This window comes from Cohnella abietis (assembly GCF_004295585.1).
Lineage (GTDB): Bacteria > Bacillota > Bacilli > Paenibacillales > Paenibacillaceae > Cohnella > Cohnella abietis.
Map to the genome: position 1 here is coordinate 3,842,887 of NZ_AP019400.1, position 18,846 is coordinate 3,861,732.

Annotated in this window: 17 protein-coding genes; 7 read left to right on the plus strand and 10 right to left on the minus strand. The window is 42.4% G+C overall.

Features of this window, described 5'->3' with window-relative positions; translation table 11 throughout:
* Positions 1 to 5: 5 nt before the first annotated feature.
* From KCTCHS21_RS16690 to KCTCHS21_RS16710, 5 genes are all read right to left on the minus strand, one after another.
* A complete protein-coding gene (locus KCTCHS21_RS16690; protein WP_130610620.1) occupies positions 6 to 833 on the minus strand; it encodes a sugar phosphate isomerase/epimerase family protein in 828 nt (275 codons plus the stop codon).
* A 12-nt stretch (positions 834 to 845) separates the two neighbouring features.
* Positions 846 to 1,853 carry a zinc-dependent alcohol dehydrogenase gene (locus tag KCTCHS21_RS16695; protein WP_130610623.1) on the minus strand — a complete coding sequence of 336 codons (1,008 nt, stop codon included), beginning with the start codon at positions 1,851 to 1,853 and terminating at the stop codon, positions 846 to 848.
* Between the two features lie 239 nt (positions 1,854 to 2,092).
* A complete protein-coding gene (locus KCTCHS21_RS16700) occupies positions 2,093 to 3,379 on the minus strand; it encodes a VTT domain-containing protein (protein ID WP_130610626.1) in 1,287 nt (428 codons plus the stop codon).
* A gap of 90 nt (positions 3,380 to 3,469) precedes the next feature.
* Positions 3,470 to 5,617 carry an ATP-binding protein gene (locus tag KCTCHS21_RS16705; RefSeq protein WP_130610629.1) on the minus strand — a complete coding sequence of 716 codons (2,148 nt, stop codon included), beginning with the start codon at positions 5,615 to 5,617 and terminating at the stop codon, positions 3,470 to 3,472.
* A gap of 256 nt (positions 5,618 to 5,873) precedes the next feature.
* Positions 5,874 to 6,647: an SDR family NAD(P)-dependent oxidoreductase gene (locus KCTCHS21_RS16710; RefSeq protein WP_130610632.1), complete on the minus strand. Its 774-nt coding sequence runs from the start codon at positions 6,645 to 6,647 to the stop codon at positions 5,874 to 5,876.
* A 511-nt stretch (positions 6,648 to 7,158) separates the two neighbouring features.
* Between KCTCHS21_RS16710 and KCTCHS21_RS16715 the strand changes: the two genes are divergently transcribed.
* Positions 7,159 to 7,692, plus strand: a complete 534-nt coding sequence (locus tag KCTCHS21_RS16715; RefSeq protein WP_162309343.1) for a hypothetical protein — start codon at positions 7,159 to 7,161, stop codon at positions 7,690 to 7,692.
* Positions 7,693 to 7,756: 64 nt separating this feature from the next.
* Here KCTCHS21_RS16715 and KCTCHS21_RS16720 read toward each other — a convergent pair whose 3' ends face one another.
* On the minus strand, positions 7,757 to 8,590 hold the full coding sequence (locus tag KCTCHS21_RS16720) for a sulfurtransferase (protein WP_130610637.1): 834 nt from the start codon (positions 8,588 to 8,590) through the stop codon (positions 7,757 to 7,759).
* A gap of 17 nt (positions 8,591 to 8,607) precedes the next feature.
* Entirely contained in the window at positions 8,608 to 9,537 is a 930-nt protein-coding gene (gene cysK, locus KCTCHS21_RS16725; RefSeq protein ID WP_130610640.1) for a cysteine synthase A, read from the minus strand.
* A 180-nt stretch (positions 9,538 to 9,717) separates the two neighbouring features.
* Here cysK and KCTCHS21_RS16730 point away from each other — a divergent pair, with 180 nt between their 5' ends.
* The 3 genes from KCTCHS21_RS16730 (at position 9,718) to KCTCHS21_RS16740 (ending at position 11,767) form a co-directional block, all read left to right on the plus strand.
* Positions 9,718 to 10,134 carry a LysM peptidoglycan-binding domain-containing protein gene (locus tag KCTCHS21_RS16730; RefSeq protein ID WP_130610643.1) on the plus strand — a complete coding sequence of 139 codons (417 nt, stop codon included), beginning with the start codon at positions 9,718 to 9,720 and terminating at the stop codon, positions 10,132 to 10,134.
* A 130-nt stretch (positions 10,135 to 10,264) separates the two neighbouring features.
* Complete coding sequence (locus KCTCHS21_RS16735; RefSeq protein ID WP_130610646.1) at positions 10,265 to 11,074, plus strand: GNAT family N-acetyltransferase; 810 nt, start codon at positions 10,265 to 10,267, stop codon at positions 11,072 to 11,074.
* A gap of 330 nt (positions 11,075 to 11,404) precedes the next feature.
* A complete protein-coding gene (locus KCTCHS21_RS16740) occupies positions 11,405 to 11,767 on the plus strand; it encodes a hypothetical protein (RefSeq protein WP_130610649.1) in 363 nt (120 codons plus the stop codon).
* Between the two features lie 137 nt (positions 11,768 to 11,904).
* On the opposite strand, the gene KCTCHS21_RS16745 is transcribed toward KCTCHS21_RS16740, so the two are convergent.
* The 3 genes from KCTCHS21_RS16745 to KCTCHS21_RS16755 all read right to left on the minus strand — a co-directional run bounded on the left by KCTCHS21_RS16745 (position 11,905) and on the right by KCTCHS21_RS16755 (position 14,992).
* Positions 11,905 to 12,669, minus strand: coding sequence for an SDR family NAD(P)-dependent oxidoreductase (locus KCTCHS21_RS16745; RefSeq protein ID WP_130610652.1), 765 nt, complete (start codon positions 12,667 to 12,669; stop codon positions 11,905 to 11,907).
* Between the two features lie 122 nt (positions 12,670 to 12,791).
* Entirely contained in the window at positions 12,792 to 13,373 is a 582-nt protein-coding gene (locus KCTCHS21_RS16750) for a TetR/AcrR family transcriptional regulator (protein ID WP_130610655.1), read from the minus strand.
* Positions 13,374 to 13,477: 104 nt separating this feature from the next.
* A complete protein-coding gene (locus tag KCTCHS21_RS16755; RefSeq protein ID WP_130610657.1) occupies positions 13,478 to 14,992 on the minus strand; it encodes a methyl-accepting chemotaxis protein in 1,515 nt (504 codons plus the stop codon).
* A 285-nt stretch (positions 14,993 to 15,277) separates the two neighbouring features.
* On the opposite strand from KCTCHS21_RS16755, the gene KCTCHS21_RS16760 reads away from it, so the two are divergent.
* From KCTCHS21_RS16760 to KCTCHS21_RS16770, 3 genes are all read left to right on the plus strand, one after another.
* The gene (locus tag KCTCHS21_RS16760) at positions 15,278 to 15,841 is read left to right on the plus strand and encodes a hypothetical protein (protein ID WP_130610660.1); all 564 of its coding nucleotides are present in this window, start codon (positions 15,278 to 15,280) and stop codon (positions 15,839 to 15,841) included.
* Positions 15,842 to 16,052: 211 nt separating this feature from the next.
* Positions 16,053 to 17,459 (plus strand): MBOAT family O-acyltransferase, encoded by a 1,407-nt coding sequence (locus tag KCTCHS21_RS16765; protein ID WP_130610663.1) that lies wholly within the window; start codon positions 16,053 to 16,055, stop codon positions 17,457 to 17,459.
* Between the two features lie 22 nt (positions 17,460 to 17,481).
* Positions 17,482 to 18,759 carry a DHHW family protein gene (locus tag KCTCHS21_RS16770; RefSeq protein WP_130610666.1) on the plus strand — a complete coding sequence of 426 codons (1,278 nt, stop codon included), beginning with the start codon at positions 17,482 to 17,484 and terminating at the stop codon, positions 18,757 to 18,759.
* Positions 18,760 to 18,846 lie beyond the last annotated feature (87 nt).

The window sequence follows — 18,846 nt, forward strand, 5'->3', positions numbered from 1 at the left end:
GATGATTATAAATTAGCGAATGCCTTATCGAACCCTGCCTTGGATCTTACCAGTAGCTCTTCTACGCTTGCAGAAGTAGAAGGTGTCAACACTTCTTGCGCGACGACTCCGGCATAGCCTGCAATCTGCAATCCTTTCAGAAATCCATGCAAATCGATAACGCCTTCGCCTGGATACAACCGATCGCCATCCAACAGCTTCTCAATCGGGCCGTCCTTAGCATCATTGATATGAACGTGTACAATATGCTCCGGCTTTAATTTCAAGAGATCGTCTACTGCTAGTCCGTTTGTATGCCAATGATAAGAATCCACTAGCAAGCCCACATTCCGCGCCCCAATCGTCTCGATCCAATCCAGCGTGTCTTCCATTTTCCATAGAAATGGATTAGCCCAGTGCGTCCGCAAATGCCAGCTGCCTACGAATTCTAGTCCGAGACGTATGCCATATGCTCCCAGAATATCGGCACAAAGCCTTAATCTGCGTGTCGCCACAGCCATGAATGGAGCTGCTTCCTCATCTGTAGACGGAAGAATATACGTACAGCACTTGTAGCATCCTAAGGACGCAGCAGCTTCGGCTGATTCCACCAACGCTTTCAAGCCTTCGCGAAATCGCTCCTCGCTCGATCGCCAATCGACTTCCAAATCAAATGAACCGATAATGACGTTGTTGCTTTTCAGCAGCTGCGTCGCTTTTTCCTGTCCATATTGTCGGATAAAATCAACCGGATCAAGATCTACTGATTTAAAGCCATATTGTGCCGCGCCTGAAATCAATTGCTCGTATGACTCGATCGTTCCCAGTCCAGCCCGTGTTAATCCTCTTATCACTTGTTATACCTCCTAGGACCAATCGAACAATACGCCGTTGTAGTCGTCTTTGTTGTTTCTCAAGCCTTCGTAAGCTTCTTTCGCCTGCTCTGGCTTGATCACGTGGCTGAGTAATGGCTCGATTTGCAAGCGATTTTGCTTCACTAGCTCAAATACGATTTTGGAGTTTCGGACTAATGAATGCTTGACGAACGCGTTTGGCTCTGTCGGATACCGCCATTCATGGCCCCCCTTAAACGTAATACAGCCCCGGTTGTAAAGATGGCAATAATTTAGAACATCCGTCACATCTGTGTTGAACTCTCCTCGAGGGCTGCCTAGGAAAACGATCTCCCCCAAGCTACCAATCCATCCAAGGCTCTCAACGCCAACCTGTGGTACGCCCGTCGCCTCAATCTGCGTCGACACGCCCTGTCCTCCTGTTAATGCAAGAATTTGCTCCTTTATCCCTCCATTCCCGCCGTTAAGCGCGTAATCTACGCCGCATTGGTTAGCGGTTTCAATCCGTTTGGACGATAGATCGACGCCGATGACGAAAGCTCCTTGAAGACGAGCCAGCTGAGCGGCTAAGTTTCCAACCAAGCCAAGGCCTGTTACGCTGACGTAATCTCCGACTTCAATATTGGAAACGCGTACGGATGTAAACGCAACTGTTGCCATCCGAGTAAACGGCACCCATCTTAAATCCAGATCGGCCGGGGGCTTGATTAACAACTGGCTTGTGGATACAACTTGATATTCAGAATGGCTTCCGTAATGAAACACGTTATCACCAATCTTAAAGTCCGTAACACCCTGCCCGACTTCAACGACCTGACTTACACTAGCATAGCCTGGACAAACCGGCAATTGTGCCCACGATTCCTTACCGGACAACATCGCCAGCTCCGTTCCCGGGCTAATAAGCGAATATATCAGCTTCACGAGTACTTCATTATCAGCCAGTGCTGCAGGAATGAACTCTTCTTCTACGGTTTCAACCTGTTGCGGACTGACGAACATAATCTTGCGGTTTTTCAATCGAATCAACTCCTTTGTTATCGCTTACATGATTAATTTAATGCTTTTCTGATTTTAAGTCTTTGATCACAAAACCGATTTTTTGTCTAAAACAACGATCTGTGCATACGCTATCAATCCTTTTTCTTCCAATGTGAACGACAAAAAACCGTCAAGCCGCGCCGCTGCGCTGATTGACGGTTTTTTTGATCCTTAATGCTATTTGATTAACATATCGCTCAAATTTGTTTTAGTTTTGGTTATTGTGGGTTACTTCTCATTAATCGGAAAACTTCTAATAAGATTACATTTAAGCTAATCCATAGGCCAGCCAACACATAACCGACAATGACATCACTAGGATATTCATTTCCTGAATAGACCGCGCTAATCCCTATAATTAGACATAAACAGGAAACCGCTAACACAACTATTATGCGTCTTAATACCTTTCCATGGTGGCGAAAGAGCAAAAAGGCTGTAAATCCATATACGGTCAACGCTATGAATGCATGTTCGCTTGGGAAAGTAAATGGATTGCCGCTAGGGCCGATGCGATGGAATATACCCCGCAGTCCTTCCGCCAGTCCTTCCCCTCCCACAACAACTAGGGCAAAAAATGCAATTGTCAGAAGTCGATCCTTCCCCTTAAACCAGATCCATAAGCTTGCGAGAAGTATGACAGGCAGCAAAATCCGATAGGAGCTAAAGAATGCCCACCGATTCATGGAATCCGTCCAACTATGATCAAATACCTGCTCGACGATATAAATAGTAATCTCATCGAATTTAACAAATTCATGCTCTAAGAAATTTTCGATGAGCCCGATCATTAATGAAAAGAGAGCAATGAATAACGCACCTGCAGTGAGCAGGATAACCTTTACTTTGCGAGCGGAATGGTAATGCTGCATTCCCTTTTCCAACCAAATATCTATACGCTCGTGTATACGCTGCTTGTTCTTCTTATAGAGAATAAATAGAACATAGCCGGTCACCAATATCAACCCAATGACGAGTATGTAGACATTAACGGTGTGATGATATTTCTCCCATTTGGGACCGAGTAGCTTGCCAAGCGAAATGAAGACAGATACCCATAAAAAGGCGCCCGAGTAAGCATACAAAGCATATTTACGAAAAGGAAGCCGTGTCGTACCTGAGAAATAGCCTGTAATATGGCGAACTCCGGGAATGTAATAACCGATGATCAACATTTTATTGCCATAACGGCCGAACCATTTCGACACCTTTTCGAATTTATCCGGACCGAAATGGAAACGGGAGCCGTACTTTTCGAAAAAAGGATTTCCCAAACGATACCCAATCCAGTAAGTAACCGTCATCCCGAGTGTTGTGCCTGTCCCTGCGATAAGGATGCTCAGCAACCAATCCAGTTTTCCTTGATTGACGATGAGCCCTGCATAAGTCATGATTAGTTCTCCTGGTAGCGGAAGGGCAAGCATTTCAAGAAAAAGAGAAAAAAAGAGGACGCTATATCCGTATTGCTCCAGTAAGTGATTTAACATGTCGCTGAGAAAGCTCATGCTCTCCCTCCGTTCCTCTTCCGATACAAAAGCCCCTCCCTTTGCTTATCGCATTGAACACCCATTAGCATTACCACAATTTAAGCGGCATCACGTAGGAATATATGGCCTGGCAACGTTACGCCAATGATAAATAGCTGCGATTCTGGCCATCCAAGGCTGGCCTAAAGTGCTTGCGGCAATGGAGTAGAGCTCTTGCTCCGTAATATGTATACCTTCATTATCTAGGTGCGCGCGCATCAGAAGTACAATGTCTCGTTCTTTCATGGCTGACAATTGCATCGTAGTCATTTCGTTATCATTGAAATGAAAGGCATGCTCTCTTGAAGTAAAAATCCATCGTACATCCGGCATTTCCGATGCTCGGAACATCTTAATAAGGAGCGCTACAGCATCCCTATCCATTGGGTTTATTTCGTCGATACCATCGACAGCAATGATGACGAAACGGTTGTGCTCACGTATTACCTTTTGAAGCTCACGAATCCACGCTTCACCATCAAAAATAACTTTATCCGCCGCTTCATGCAGATCAGATAACTCAAGGCCAAGATCCGTCTCCAATGATTTACTAGCATCATGGAATACGGAAGCAGCATGAGAATAGTCGAGATCGCGTCCCCTAATCATTACTGTCAGCCAGTTATCCTGCTCTTTTGCTTTTTTACATGCGAATTGAATTAACGCTGTTTTCCCCACTCCTGGATTACCATTTATAAGTATGCCCTTATATAGGGAATTACTGAGAAACGCATGTATTTCAATTAATTCGTTGGCACGACCAACAAACAAAGGTGAATAGCCAATTGCTTTATGTTTTGCTAACCAATTAGCGAATTGTTCAGGTTCAAGTATGCGTGAGACTTCCTCCACCATCGTCTCTGTGAGCTTAATAGCAGATCTCGCATCAATCCCATTTTTCTGTAGATTATGGATGAGATCACTATAATAATTAGCCACATATTGCTTTATATCGTTCGTAAGCTCTGGTTCTGACTGTTCCATTTGTTCTAATATGAATGCTCTCATGACTCTGTCGATGGTATAAGTGCCAGTAGTCTCTATCTCTTGAACGATCGAATAGCGACATAGACTGGAAAAATGTGCAATCGGAAAGCCTTGATTGAATTTTATCATTAGTTCCTTAAAGAGACCATAGTCCCAGTTATGCGTGATCGAAAGAATATTGATGGCTCTCTTTTCCTCGTCGCTTAAGTACAAATAAAAACGTCTAATTGCATCTTCTCCCACGTTGAGCTGTGATACTCGTTCCCTTAGGGATTCGATATTTTCCTCTGTGTGCTGTTCGTATTCTGAAGCATATCTATCAAGAAGGTACGGAATTCCTGCACTAGTACTAATAATGGTATCCGTTATGATTTCATCATCAATCTCACAATTATATAGAAATTTTTGTGAATGGGCATGTTTAAAGGGAACAAGAGGCACCTCATGAACGACTTGAGACCATTCGTGATTTATTTTGTTCCATTCCAATGGATCTCTACCACAAATGACGAAAAGTGCTTCGGGTAAGTGAATGATAAGCTCACGGATCCATTCGTCTTTGTTCGACATTGACCCTTGTGTTCTGTTTACGGTCCACAGAGCTTCGTGTGAATCTATAAACACTGTCAAAGGAGCTCTTTTATTTAGGGATAAATATCTTTTGATATCCATGGCTAGAAATTGCGACAAATAGGGAATCATTTCTCTGGGATTAAGCTTAGAATACTGTTCAAGGTATTCCAGTTGTTTAGCTGTAGCCCAATTCATCAGCTTTTTACCGCTTTTATAAATGAGAGCTATCCACGCTAAGAACTTATCGCTATCCGGAACAAGTTTCGAGTAATCTAGAATATTAGCTAGAGCCGACCCTTCTTCAAAAAAGTTGAGATCTTCTTTGCGCAAAGGAATATCCGGATTATACTTCCGCTCATAAACGGTTCTTGCAATATCGTAATAAGCCATATCGATGCGATATGAGCGAGACAAATGCCATCGAAGCTTATCCATAGCTTTTATCGGATCCCACGCATTCGAATCTTCAAAATCCAGATAAGCAAACATGGAGTTAGGGTAGCTTGTCTGCTGGAGATGCTGTAAGTGTCGAGAAAGATATGTTTTCCCTATACCGCCCATCCCATGATAATTCAAAACCGTAATTTCGTTCTTTTCACTTTTCTGTTCGAGAAAATGGATGAATACGTGCAATGCATTTTCTCGATTTACAAACAATCGTGGTTTCCTTAGAACTTCCAGCGAATGCCTCGACTTCAAACCCACTTAGTTTCACCCCAGTAAATCTCAGATTTGCTGTAGATACAAATTCGATCAATTATGAAAAAAGTCCTTCTTTTGACTAGTTCGTCAGTTGCTCCAGCCTATCAAATACAATGTGAGACTCCAGCTTGGTATCGAAAATATGACAGAAAAAACCGTCAGTTCTTCCTGACGGTTTTTTGTAGCTTACGATTTCATACTTCTCCAACGCTTACGCGTCTTTACCAAACGTCGCACCACCGTCTATATACAGCGGAGAACCCATCATAAATCTAGACTCATCAGAAGCGAGGTAAAGCGCAGCGTAAGCAACATCGATCGGAAGGCCGAGCTCGCCGCTTAATTGCCGCTTCTTAATACCTTCCAAAGCCTTCTCGGCATCGTCGTAAGCGGTTTTCAAATAGTTTTCCACGAACGGGGTCAGAATCGTACCTGGGAGGATCGCGTTTACCCGGATTCCATAGGAGGCATAATCAACCTGCATCGACTTGGTCAAAGCAAGCACCGCGCCCTTCGTCGCTGCGTATGCCGTTCTCCTCGCTAATCCAATCTCCGCGACACAGGAGGACATGTTAATAATGGAGCCCCTCTTCTTCTCCATCATATGGGGGACGACATATTTGCTCGGGAGGAAAACCCCGTTCACATTGACTTTCATTACCCGTTCCCAAGTGTCGAGCTCAAGCTCATGAACCGCCCCGACACCGCTAATGCCCGCGTTATTAAATAGCACATCGATACGACCGTACTTCTCAATGATCCGATCTACCATCGCTTTCACCGACTCGGGGCTTGTCACGTCTGCTTGGACGAATAGAGCTTCCCCGTTTGCCCGAACAATTTCCTCCGCTGTCGATTGTCCACTCTCTTCCGACAGATCGTTCACGATTACCGTAGCTCCCTCGGACGCGAACAGCAACGCGGTCGTTTTACCGATTCCCGATCCTGCACCCGTGATCAAAACGATTTTATCTTTCAATCTCATGACTGCACAACTCCTAAGTATGTATATGATAGTATTGCCAATTGCCAAACCAATTGTCGTAGCTTCTGGGTTGTTGTGGGTATTTCTGGGTTGTTTTAGGTTGTTTTAAATAGTTCTAGGTAGTTCTGGATGGTTCTGAGCGAGACCTTGCCATACTTATCTAAATCTAGCTCCTTAGTTTATTATAGTAAACTAAGATTTATATTATAAACTAACAACCTTATTATAACTTCATTGTAGGCTAGAGACAAGAATTAAAGTGGACTAACTGGTCGAAAAACGGGGGGTCGATGTGTTGTAAGTCCATATGGACGGACTAATTCGTCGGATAGCGTGGTTCGGCGTGCACCAAGACGCTGTCGGCGGACTAATTGGCGGGATATCGAGTCTCGATGTGCTGTAACCCGTTGTCAGCGGACTAATTGGTGGAAAAGCGAGGTTCAGTGGGCTGCAAGCCGCTCTCAGCGGACTAATTGGTCGAAAAGCGTGGTTCTGTGTGCTGCAATACGCTGTGGACGGACTAATTGGTGGAAAAACGGGGATTCGGGGGCCGCAAGACGCTGTGGGCGGACTAATTGGTCGGATAGCGAGGTTCCGCGCGCTGCAAGCCGCTCTCAGCGGACTAATTGGTGGAAAAACGAGGTTCAGGGGGCTGCAAGCCGTTGTCAGCGGACTAATTGGTCGGATAGCGAGGTTCCGGGCGCTGCAAGCCGCTCTCAACGGACTAGTTGGTCGAAAAGCTTGGTTCCGGGCGCTGCAAGCCGCTCTCAGCGGACTAATTGGTTGGATAGCGAGGTTCAGTGTGCTCCAAGCCGCTCTCAGCGGACTAATTAGTCGGATAGCGAGGTTCGGCCGGCTGCAAGCCGTTGTCAGCGGACTAATTCGTCGGATAGCGAGGTTTCGGACGCTGCAAGCCGCTCTCAGCGGACTAATTCGTCGGAAACCGAGGTTCGGCCGGCTGCAAGCCGCTCTCAGCGGACTAATTGGTCAGAAAGCGAGGTTCGGCGTGCTACAAGCCGCTCTCAACGGACTAATTGGTCGATAAACGCGGGCGCCCCCACGCACAACAAAAGGAATGCCGCGGTGGCATCCCTTTAATGTTAACGTCATTAATCAATCGCTATTGGTGTGTTAGGATCATTGCCCCACTCGGCCCATGATCCTTCGTAAGGTCGAACATTCTGATAACCAAGTAATCTGAGGACAAAATATTGGTGCGCTCCGCGTACGTTAGTTTGGCAGTAAGGAACGATCGTTTTCTCCTTCTGCACACCAGCGCTTTCGAAGAGTTGTTTTAACGCCAGATAACTTTTGAATTTCGGCTGATCTGGAATTGTTTTATCGATAGTATCAGTCCACTCCAGATGAATCGCGCCCGGGATATAGCCACCCCGCTCGTTGTTTCTCAGTTCTGTCCCACGGAATTCCTCTATCGTACGAGCATCAAGATGAACTACCTGCTCCCCGTTTAACTCCTGCACCAGTTGGCCTTGGGTTGTAATTAACTCCGGATTGATAGTCGCTTCAAAATTCCCTTGCCGAGCCTCGACCGTATCTTTAGAAATAGTTTTTCCGCTCGCTTTCCACGAGGTGAAGCCACCATTCAATATCCTAACATTATCCCATTTACCGTAATATTCTAAGGCATAGAAAACACGTGCGGAATTGTTGGACAAACCATCGTCGTATACAATAACGGTCGTATCCGCATTTATTCCTCTCTCTTGCGCCAACTCTGTAAACCGCTCGGAAGAAATGATATGAATTCCATCTGCCGCCTTCAACTGCCCAGAGGTCAGTGAAACTGCCCCGGGAATGTGTCCTTCCTCATATCCCTTCGGTCGAGCATCAATGATTACCACTTGCTCGTCATGCAATTGTTGCTCAACCCAATCAGCATTCACGAGTAAAAAATCATTTGGATATTGCTCTGAAATCCCCATTATAAACACCTCTCCTATTAAAATAAGTTCATACTCAAGTATCGCTCTCCAGAATCTGGAGCTATGCACAAAATCCGCTTATCTGGCCCAAGCTTTTTCGCGGCTTCCAAAGCCGTCCATACGGAAGCCCCGGCAGATGGTCCGACTAAAATTCCTTCTTGTGAAGCCAATTCACGCATCGTTCGTATGGCATCTTCATCCGAAACTTGAACGATTTCGTTATATAATTCTGTATTCAATATGGAAGGAATAAATCCGGGACTTGTTCCGACCAATTTATGTGGACCCGCTTGTCCTCCTGAGAGAACAGGGGAGCCTTTAGGTTCAACAACAACAATACGAATACCAGGAATCTTTTCTTTTAACACCTCTCCGGTCCCTGTAATCGTCCCACCAGTTCCAGATGTTGCGATAAAGACATCTAGCCTACCCTCCATCTGCTCAATAATTTCTAGTGCAGTCGTCCCCTTGTGGGCATCTGGGTTAGCTGGGTTTTCAAACTGTTGTGGAATAAAGCTATTCGCAATTTCCTCTTTTAATTCTAGAGCTTTCTTGATTGCACCGGGCATTCTTTCGTCAGCTGCGGTAAGTACAACTTCTGCGCCATAGGCTTTAAGGATATTAATGCGTTCCAAAGACATATTATCCGGCATGATTAAGATGGCCCGATACCCTTTCGCAGCTGCATTCATGGCCAAGCCAATTCCAGTATTGCCACTTGTCGGCTCAATAATTGTAGAGCCTGGCTTCAAGAGACCTGCTTTTTCTGCTTGTATAATCATGTTAGAAGCTGCTCTATCCTTGACACTGCCACTTGGATTAAACAATTCTAATTTCACGTATACTTCTGCATCGTCCTTACCGACAAGTCGATTGAGCTTGATTACTGGCGTGTTACCAATCAATTCTGTAACGCTATTATACAATTTATTTATTTGAGTCATCATATTTCCCACTTTTCAACGTTTTTTCTTCCATATATACAACTTATTCAATGTGTTTTGTTGGATATTGTAATTATAGATAACTAGCTTCAATGTGTCAATAAATGGACCGATTTGTAACCTATTCACCATCACTGTAATACCCTATATAGACAAATGACTATTTTAAGCGGAGGTTATATTATGGATCGCGGATTTTTCCCAGGTGGTGGTTTTGGAGGAGGTTTCGGACGCCCCTTCTTCCGACCATTCCCTCATCCTTTTTTCCCAAATCGTTTCTTATTTCCGTTCTTCTCCTTCTCCCCGTTTTTCTTTCCTTTCTTCAGAGATGAGAAAACAGATGACATGTTATTCGCGCAACACCAAGCCCAGCATGGTGACACGTTAGCAGCAGTGGGGCACAAATATAACATCCCCTATTCCATACTGGAGGAAGCGAACCCGCACATCGCTAATCCAAATCAACTGAATCCCGGAGAAATAGTATCCGTGCCTCGTATTTCCAATATGGTTTGCCAAAAGAGCTATTCCGAAATGACGGGTTCAATGCAGCAAGGTCAGACCATGATGCAACCATCTTCTGCCCCTAGGAATGGCTGAGAAGAAAACCATTGATGATTTACAGGGTATTCAAGTAATTATATAATACTTCTAAGGTAACGCGAAGTTAACTCCCCCCTTATGGGCTGGAGTTTTTTGCTTTATTATAAACATTCGAGGAGGAGATTCTATGCTACAAAAGTTTAATGCGGCCGATCGAGTGTTGAGTAACAATACGTTTATTTCTAATGAAGTTCAATACAATCTGCTCCACCGTATTTCCGAATCAACGGGTTCTTCCTGCTTAAAGGCAGATGATGAAACGATGATCTATGCCCAGTCAACGGGAAACAACGCGTGGATTTGGATTTCTAAGAACATCTCCGTAACTAGGCAGGATGAGCTACTGCAAGAACTAATAGATTTCCTTAAAGGGACTACATTGCCAGGAGTCTCTGGAGAACCAACGCTGACAGAACGCTTTGCGCAAATTTATTCCAAGGCAAATAGTGTTCAATATCAACCTACTATGAGATTAGAGTCTTACTTTTGTTCAGAACTACATAAGCCGGTTAATGTAAGGGGAACAATGCGCAAAGCAACGAGAGAAAACGTGGAAACTGTAGCGGAGTTTTTGGCCGGCTTCTCAGAGGGTGCATATGGGATCGTGGTGGACCCAGCTACTCAAATTCCAGAAGCAGTGGGAATCATTGATACAGGTGGTCTATATCTCTGGTTCGTAGACGGTCATCCTGCATCAATGGCTAATATCGCACATCGCTCTCCAAGACATGCCAGAATCAATGCGGTTTACACCCCAGCCTCCTTCAGAAAGAAAGGATATGCAAGCGCACTAGTCGCAGAGTTATGCTCCATCATCACATCTGAGAGCTTAGTACCTATGCTGTATGCTGACTTAAACAATCCAGATTCAAATAAGGTTTACCAAAAAATAGGCTTCGTTGAAAGTGGGAAAATAGTTAACATTAAGTTTAAGTAGATATTGAAAGCAATTGAATTAAAAAACGTACTAAAAGGTAAAATTCCTCCTTTGCCCAGTAAGTGCAACCCCAATTAAAATACCATATAAAATAAATATTTACATTAATCCCAATTAATTACTATTTGTTGCTTCATGTCGATTATTATCAGGTGATACATAATAGTGGAAGAATAGCTGGTACCTTTAAGAGCGAACTCAAATCATGAAGGAGGTGCTGAAGGTCTAAATTTTATTTGAACAGGCAGTTTAGAGCAACCTTTTGCTTATGAATCGCGTTATGTTAAATAATTTGATGTAAAAAACTGCCATTTCAAACGAGGGATTTTAATGCGAGTTATTGTTATCTGCTTTTTGCTTATACTTGCTTTTTTGACTGGATGCTCAAATCAAGCGAGAAACATACCACAATTATCCAAAGAAATCCAATCGCTGGATTCCTATCCTGCACATATTGCTTGGGATGATAATCTCTACGGAATATCACTTGAAGAAATCCATCAAGATGGGCTCGGAATAGATCTCGGCATAGTGGAGCGTTTCACATTAGAGATAAAAAATAACGGGGAATCAAATATTCTACCTGTTGGAAGCAAGATTTATGAAATTGTTAACATAGATATTAAAGAATCAATTGCAGTTGAATTAGACGGTAAATATATAAAAGCAAATAAGCTCCAAAGTCTACAATGATTTATGAACGGTTTTTAAGTATTTTCAATAAACAGTAGTAAACAACCATAATAAAAATCATTGTAAAAAACCCCCACCATGTAATGAAGTGAGGGCCGAGATTTATCCTGGACCGAATTGTAACGATAACTCGTTGTTTACCAAGGCAATGTATCATCGAGATAGAAGAAGCTCCCGGACGGGCCATCCTCAGGTAGTGTTGCCGCCAAAATGCTTGTACGACTACCTTCTACCTCATCGATGTCCGCAGCACCTCCACCTAATCGAGTCCGAACCCAACCAGGGTGAACAGAGTTCACTTTAATGGATGTTCCTTTAAGCTCAGCTGCCAAATGAATTGTAAAAGCGTTCAGCGCTGTCTTGGATGCATTATAAGCAAATGTTTTGATCGAATATATAGGTGATTTAGAATCTGCATGTAGAGTAAGTGATCCGAGCACGCTCGATAAATTCACAATGCGTCCAGCATCCGATTTTAGAAGGAGTGGTAATAGAAGCTGTGTCAGATCAATTTGAGCGAAGAAGTTGGCATCAAATGTGTCACGAACAATATTCAGCGGTATTGTACTTGTTCGGTTAATAACTTCAATAGAAACATTTTCCTGATCCAGCAATATCCCTGCATTATTGATCAGAATATCTAGCTTCCCATAATTCTTATCGAAGTATTGATAAGCAGCCACATTGTCTTCATGCACATTCACGTCGATTTTAATACTTTCTACATTGAGACCATCTTGTTTAAACTGTTGAGCGACCTCATTCCCCTTCTGAGCATCACGTGCACCAATTACTACCGTAGCTCCTAGTTTAGCAAGCCCGCGCACCGTTTCCAATCCAATACCCCGAGCTCCGCCCGTTACAAACGCCACTTTACCGGTTAAATTTTGTGCTGTTGTCATATCTAAATCGTCTCCTTTGTCATTGCAAATTATGTGGGTGAGGTGAAACTTATTAATTGATTGAAAAAGCTCTCCATTACGGGAATGATCATTCTCTTTTACTTAAAAAAAGAATGATCTCTCTATTTGTGCAAAGCCTTAATTGAAATTTCGGCTATCCGGTACAGCTTTTCTTTGCTTATCGATGTTCGTGCCATTACTCTAAGTCCCAGAAGTGTATTAAGCAAGGGCTCCGCGAGATCTTTGGCATCCAAATCAGATACAAATTCTCCGTCCTGCTGACCCCATTGAATAATATCCGAGAGTAGCTGTTCCTCCGTTGCGAAGCCTTTAGTTGCCTTGGAATCTATATCCGCATCACGCCCAGCAAGCTCTATAGCAGCATTCACGAATAGACACCCCATAGGTGAAGAACCCTCTCTATCCTCAATGGTGTACTTGAAAATGAAATGAATAGCTTGCGAAGCTGTTTCAGCCTGTTTGATTCCACGTTGAAGGCGAGTATTCATGATGTCGGCATAACGATCCATAGCTTTAAGAAATAAAGTATGTTTATCACTAAAGGTGTCATACAGGCTTCTTCTGTGGATTCCCATACATTCAACAAGATCAGACACCGATGTTTTCTCATAGCCCTGTTCCCAGAAGAGCTGCATGGCCTTATGAAGTACCGCATCCTCATCGTATTCTTTGCTTCTTGCCACTCAAGCTCACCTCCCGAATTTAATATATCATTATGAGAACGATCAGTAAAGAATTAATTTTTATTACATAAAACAGATTAGGACGCTGATGCATTGACATCATTTCAACTGGAAAATTGCTGTCGAAGAGATAAACTTAATTCATGCAGCTGTTCGATTTCTACCTCAACTTTTTCTACGGTTTCGATTTGATTGTCACATACGCCCATCAATTCCTCCATTGAACTCATGCCCTGTTCTATTACTGCAGATATATGCGACATTTCGCTAGTTACACCAGCTGAATCTTCTTCTATGTTCGCCATCATTTGGCTCATGCTGGGAATAAACTCTAACAATTCGTCAATGGTCTGTTTCACGCGGTCAAAATCTTTAGCAAAGCTCTCTACTCGACCCATCGAAATTCGGACCATATCCTGTTCACTTTCCAGCTGAGAGGCAGTAAGATCGCTCTCGGCACGAATCGCTGACATAATGTCTTGGATTTCCTCGGCAGCACGCTGGCTATCACTCGCAAGCAATCGTATTTCCTTAGCTATGACCTCAAAACCTCTACCGTATTCACCTGATCTAGCAGCTTCAATAGAAGCATTCAAAGCGAGCAACTCCGTCTGATCAGCCATCTGTTGAATCCTAATGATCATGGCCTCCGCGCTCCTTGATGATTGCTTCAAAGCTACCATCGTATCCTCTACCTTGCTAACCGATTGCGCAATGAGTACCATGTCCCCTAACAGTGCTCCAGCTTCGTTATGACTTGCCACGACGGACAGTTCCGTTGAGCTTGCGTTCTCTTCCATTAGCTCTGACGAATGAAGTGAAGATTGAATACTCACATGAATGTTGCGGAGCTTTTCCCCCATTTGCTCCAGTGACCATGCTTGAGTACCCAGCCCACCTGTTACTTCCTCAAAGGCATATTTCATTTCCTTATTGGTGCGCACATTTTGTTTTATCGTCTCCGATACGTTACTAGAGGTGGTTCTGATCTGTTCGGATAAGGATTGTACATGCCCAAGCAGCTCCCTGACCTTGCTATCCTTGCTGTCTCTCTCAGCTTCCAATTGATCTGTTATTTGACGCTTGGAGCGAATTTGCAATATCGTTGCGCTTGAGGTCAAGACGAGGAATACGGCATGGATTGTGACCATGAGTAGTGGATAATGCTCTGTCCCGAATACGAGCTGGGGGAAAAATAAGAACCCTAGAACATGCTGGAGAATAAACAAAAGGGTCATCAACAGAATCAACCGAACATTGTCGTAATAGGCCGCCGCTGCGATGACCATAAAGATAGAAAAATGGAACTCAACACTCCCTCCACTTCCACTTATTATGGAAAAGCTAGAGAAAGTAAGTGTGAGTATGATCAACCAAGGCAAATAATCATGCTCTTTATTTGTGAAATAACAGTAAGCGGCAAAGATTAGGGTAACGATAGGCAATAAAAAAATGCCATTTTGCGCCCACTGGAGTATACTGTTCATCTCAAATACGCTACCATGAGCTCCCATACCATCTGAAAGCTTGACGTTTTTTGCAAGGATAAAAATAATGGCGTTAAGCAATACGGCAGCGCCGGCCAGCCCGAGCATGAGACGATTTTTTTTGTGCAGCATTAACCTCTTTCATCCTCTCAACTATCTTGAAATGCACATTTTGTTGCAACTGAATAAATATACAACAGCCATTTGAAAGATTTCTGAAACTTTAGCATTTCAGAATAAATAGATAGACCCATGCGCAATTGCAAGGGTCTCAAACGGCGCTTTATTTGGGTCATCTCTTTAATATTGCCAATTAACAACTTAATAATTATATTTATGGTAATATCAGGAACATGAGCTTCGAAATAATAATTAACTTGTCCGTTCACTTAACTTAATTGTACGAGGAGTGAAAATATGCGAAACAAAATAATCATTCTTAATATAATGGTTACATTAGCGTTAGTTATTGGGATCACTGCCGTATCACATTATGTAAACCAGTACCAAATAAAAAATGATACTACACACATTCAATCTAGACTAAACGACTGGCTAAATCGAGGCAATAATAGCAATGTAAATCCTCATGTTCTGCAAGTTATACAGCTAGACAAATCAACAACTTATATCGCATTATTCCAAATTGAAAATGAAATTGTTGGTTATGCTGAATTGATTAAAGGGTTTAACCATAAGCTAAAATTAAAAAGTTCAAGCTACGGCCCGAATATATCGTACAAAGACATAAAAACCAACAAAGGAATTTATGGAGTTTTAGTTGGTAAGAACTCTAATTTACAAATTGATCATATTTCAACAAGTTTAAGTGAACAAGATTATAGCTTTATCTCAACCGTGGTTAATGAAAAACAATTCGTAAAGTATGAAAAGCTCCCACAACATTTATCCAAAACTTATCCCGCAGTAATTACTTTATATGATGAGAAGAATAATCTACTTATTAATCCTGAACTGTGACCCAAAAGCGAACGCTTGGAAAAAAGTTACAGCACTTTTCGGGTCTTTTGCGGTTATAATCAGAGTTACGATAAAATTAGGTATGTGTTTTCATTATCTTGACCGCCAATGGGACACGGGGAAGCCCGATAATGTCTTTATTAAAGCTGTGTAATTTCCTTCTTCAATTCTAGCAATCACTCACACACCCAACACAAGGAGGAAGTTAGATTTGGTATTTAGTTCAGTCATATTTTTGTTTTTCTTTTTACCGCTTGTTCTTACCCTCTATTTTGCTGTTCCGTTCAAATGGAAAAATGCGATTTTATTAACTTTCAGCTTGGTCTTCTATGCTTGGGGTGAACCTAGGTACGTCGTTCTAATGTTATTATCCATTATCATGAACTATGGTTATGGGATTTGGATCGATAAAACAGAAAATAACGAAAAAAAGAGAGTCTCCATATTAACGTTAGCAATTGTCGTGAATATTGGACTTCTAGGATTTTTTAAGTACGCTAACTTTTTTGTCGATGCGATGAATTCTGTACTACAAACCAATTTTCATCTAGAACCAGTACCATTACCTATAGGAATTTCCTTTTATACGTTCCATGCGCTTAGTTATTTAATTGATGTGTATAGAAAAAGAGAAAAAGCGCAACGAAATCTCTTCAGCTTGTCGCTTTACATTACATTTTTCCCGCAGCTTGTAGCAGGCCCCATTATTCGATACAATGCTGTCGCCGAACAACTCAGCAAACGCGTATTTTCCTCCACTCAATTCGCTGAAGGAATTAAACGTTTTATTCTGGGGTTATCTAAAAAGATCCTTTTAGCCAACCCTCTCGGGTCCGTAGCAGATACCGTGTTCACCACCTCTACAATGGACCTTTCAACCGGGAGCGCTTGGATTGGAATTATGGCTTATACCCTGCAAATCTATTTTGATTTCTCAGGCTACAGCGATATGGCTATCGGCTTAGCTAAAATGTTTGGCTTTGAGTTCGCAGAGAATTTTAATTATCCGTATATTTCTAAGAGCATTTCTGAGTTCTGGCGACGCTGGCATATCTCCCTTGGCAGTTGGTTCCGGGATTATGTTTATATTCCGCTCGGCGGAAGCAGAGTTGCATCGTGGAAGATCTATCGCAACTTATTTATTGTGTGGGCACTAACGGGGTTCTGGCACGGGGCGAGCTGGACTTTCATTGCATGGGGCTTATACTACGGGATTCTTATCGCTTTAGAAAAAGCCGGCCTCGAGAAGATGCTTTCTAAAATTTATCCGTTAAACCATGCTGTTGTGCTGCTGCTTGTTATGATTGGATGGGTATTCTTCCGCGCTGACAACTTTGGATACGCAACAGATTTCATAGCTTCCATGTTCTATTCTCGTGGCAACGAAATATTCGATTCCCAAGCACTCTCTTTGTTATCTCTGAATTGGTTCCACTTTGCCATTGCTATTATTGTTGCTATGCCTGTGTATCCGAAGCTGCAGAAGCTACAATTCAACAAATCGATAACGAAAGTACAAAGTGCTGTTTCATTCCTGTTTACCTTTTTCCTTTTCGCACAAGTGATCTTGTATCTTATTAATTCAACCTATAATCCCTTCTTATATTTTAGATTCTAACCTTTTCAACTGGAGGACCTAAGTGAATAAGCCTATTTCCATCGTTTATATCGTCACATTTTTAGCTATCATATTTGGTTTCGCAATTACGAGCATCATTTCACCAGATAGAGACATCTCCACCGTCGAAAATAGATCTTTAAGCAAGCTGCCCACTATTAACGCCAAAGCCATTACAACACGCAGCTTCTTCGAAGACATGAATCAGTATGTAAATGATCAAATCGTATTCCGTGACGAAATGGTTAAAATCTATCAAACTCAGCAAAATTCTAAGATTTATAACTCTATGCTGTTCGAGAACATTTTTCACGCTCAAGAGTCACGCACTCCCGAAGACGGAACAAAAATTAAAGACTCACGAATCGTGTCCAAGCTTGTGGTGACCAATCACAAATGGATTTTACCCGTTCCCGACAAGGTCGTTCATACGAATAGAATTGACGAATCGACCGCGAAATTAAACGACGTAGTTAAATTCGCCGAGGATCTAAATACGGAAACATTTTTCGTCTTTAACCCATCGAGAACCAAAGCTTTAATGCATCTATATCCCGAATATATGCAAACCGACGCTTACGCCAAATCTAAAGAGTATTTCTTATCTAAACTTGATAAAAGCGTGAATGTGGTTAATATCGGTGACAAGTTTGATGCCTTTACGAAGGCGCAGCTGGAAGAGCTTTACTTGGAAACCGACCATCATTGGAATATTAAAGGCGCTTTTACGGCTTACCAGGAAATGATTACGCAAATCTCTAACAAGTCTACCCAGTTCAAAGACAAGCCCATGTCCTTGGGTGAAATCAATGTATCTAAACTAACAACGGGTAAATTCGAAGGCAGTTATAACACTCAAATCAACTTTGCTATAAATCCAAAAACAGCTGACAGAACAACCATTTACGAGCCAAAAGTGCCGTTCACCTTTTCCAAACTTGAAGTTATCAATAAAGATGGAACAGAAAACATTAAAAAGTTTAGTGATTTTTATGGTTTCAAAAGAGGTCAAAGCACTTATGCATATGGGACCATCTACGGTGGAGACAGACGAAAAATCACTTATGAGAATCCAAAGGCTAACAATAAATTAAATGTCGTGCTGCTTAAAGATTCTTTCATGAACCCTTTAACGCCGTATTTAGCTCAAAATTTTCACAAGCTAACGGTTTACGACAACCGCTATTATTCCGAATTCAGCTTGAAAGAAATCCTATCGAACGAGCATTATGATATGTTCATCATCGCTTTCCATGACGACAATCTATTTAGCGGCAATTATGAATTTGAAAAGAAATAACAACGTACAGCCGGCCTGCTTCCTACCATTTCTGGTAAGTAGTAGGCCGGTTTTATTATTTAGAAGACTAATAAATTTCAAGCGTCA

Coding starts and splice junctions, on each gene's coding strand:
- KCTCHS21_RS16700 (WP_130610626.1), bottom strand. CDS start 3,379: ATGAGCTTTCTCAGCGACATGTTAAATCACTTACTGGAGCAATACGGA.
- KCTCHS21_RS16710 (WP_130610632.1), bottom strand. CDS start 6,647: ATGAGATTGAAAGATAAAATCGTTTTGATCACGGGTGCAGGATCGGGA.
- KCTCHS21_RS16720 (WP_130610637.1), bottom strand. CDS start 8,590: ATGGGGATTTCAGAGCAATATCCAAATGATTTTTTACTCGTGAATGCT.
- cysK (WP_130610640.1), bottom strand. CDS start 9,537: ATGATGACTCAAATAAATAAATTGTATAATAGCGTTACAGAATTGATT.
- KCTCHS21_RS16730 (WP_130610643.1), top strand. CDS start 9,718: ATGGATCGCGGATTTTTCCCAGGTGGTGGTTTTGGAGGAGGTTTCGGA.
- KCTCHS21_RS16735 (WP_130610646.1), top strand. CDS start 10,265: ATGCTACAAAAGTTTAATGCGGCCGATCGAGTGTTGAGTAACAATACG.
- KCTCHS21_RS16740 (WP_130610649.1), top strand. CDS start 11,405: ATGCGAGTTATTGTTATCTGCTTTTTGCTTATACTTGCTTTTTTGACT.
- KCTCHS21_RS16745 (WP_130610652.1), bottom strand. CDS start 12,669: ATGACAACAGCACAAAATTTAACCGGTAAAGTGGCGTTTGTAACGGGC.
- KCTCHS21_RS16755 (WP_130610657.1), bottom strand. CDS start 14,992: ATGCTGCACAAAAAAAATCGTCTCATGCTCGGGCTGGCCGGCGCTGCC.
- KCTCHS21_RS16760 (WP_130610660.1), top strand. CDS start 15,278: ATGCGAAACAAAATAATCATTCTTAATATAATGGTTACATTAGCGTTA.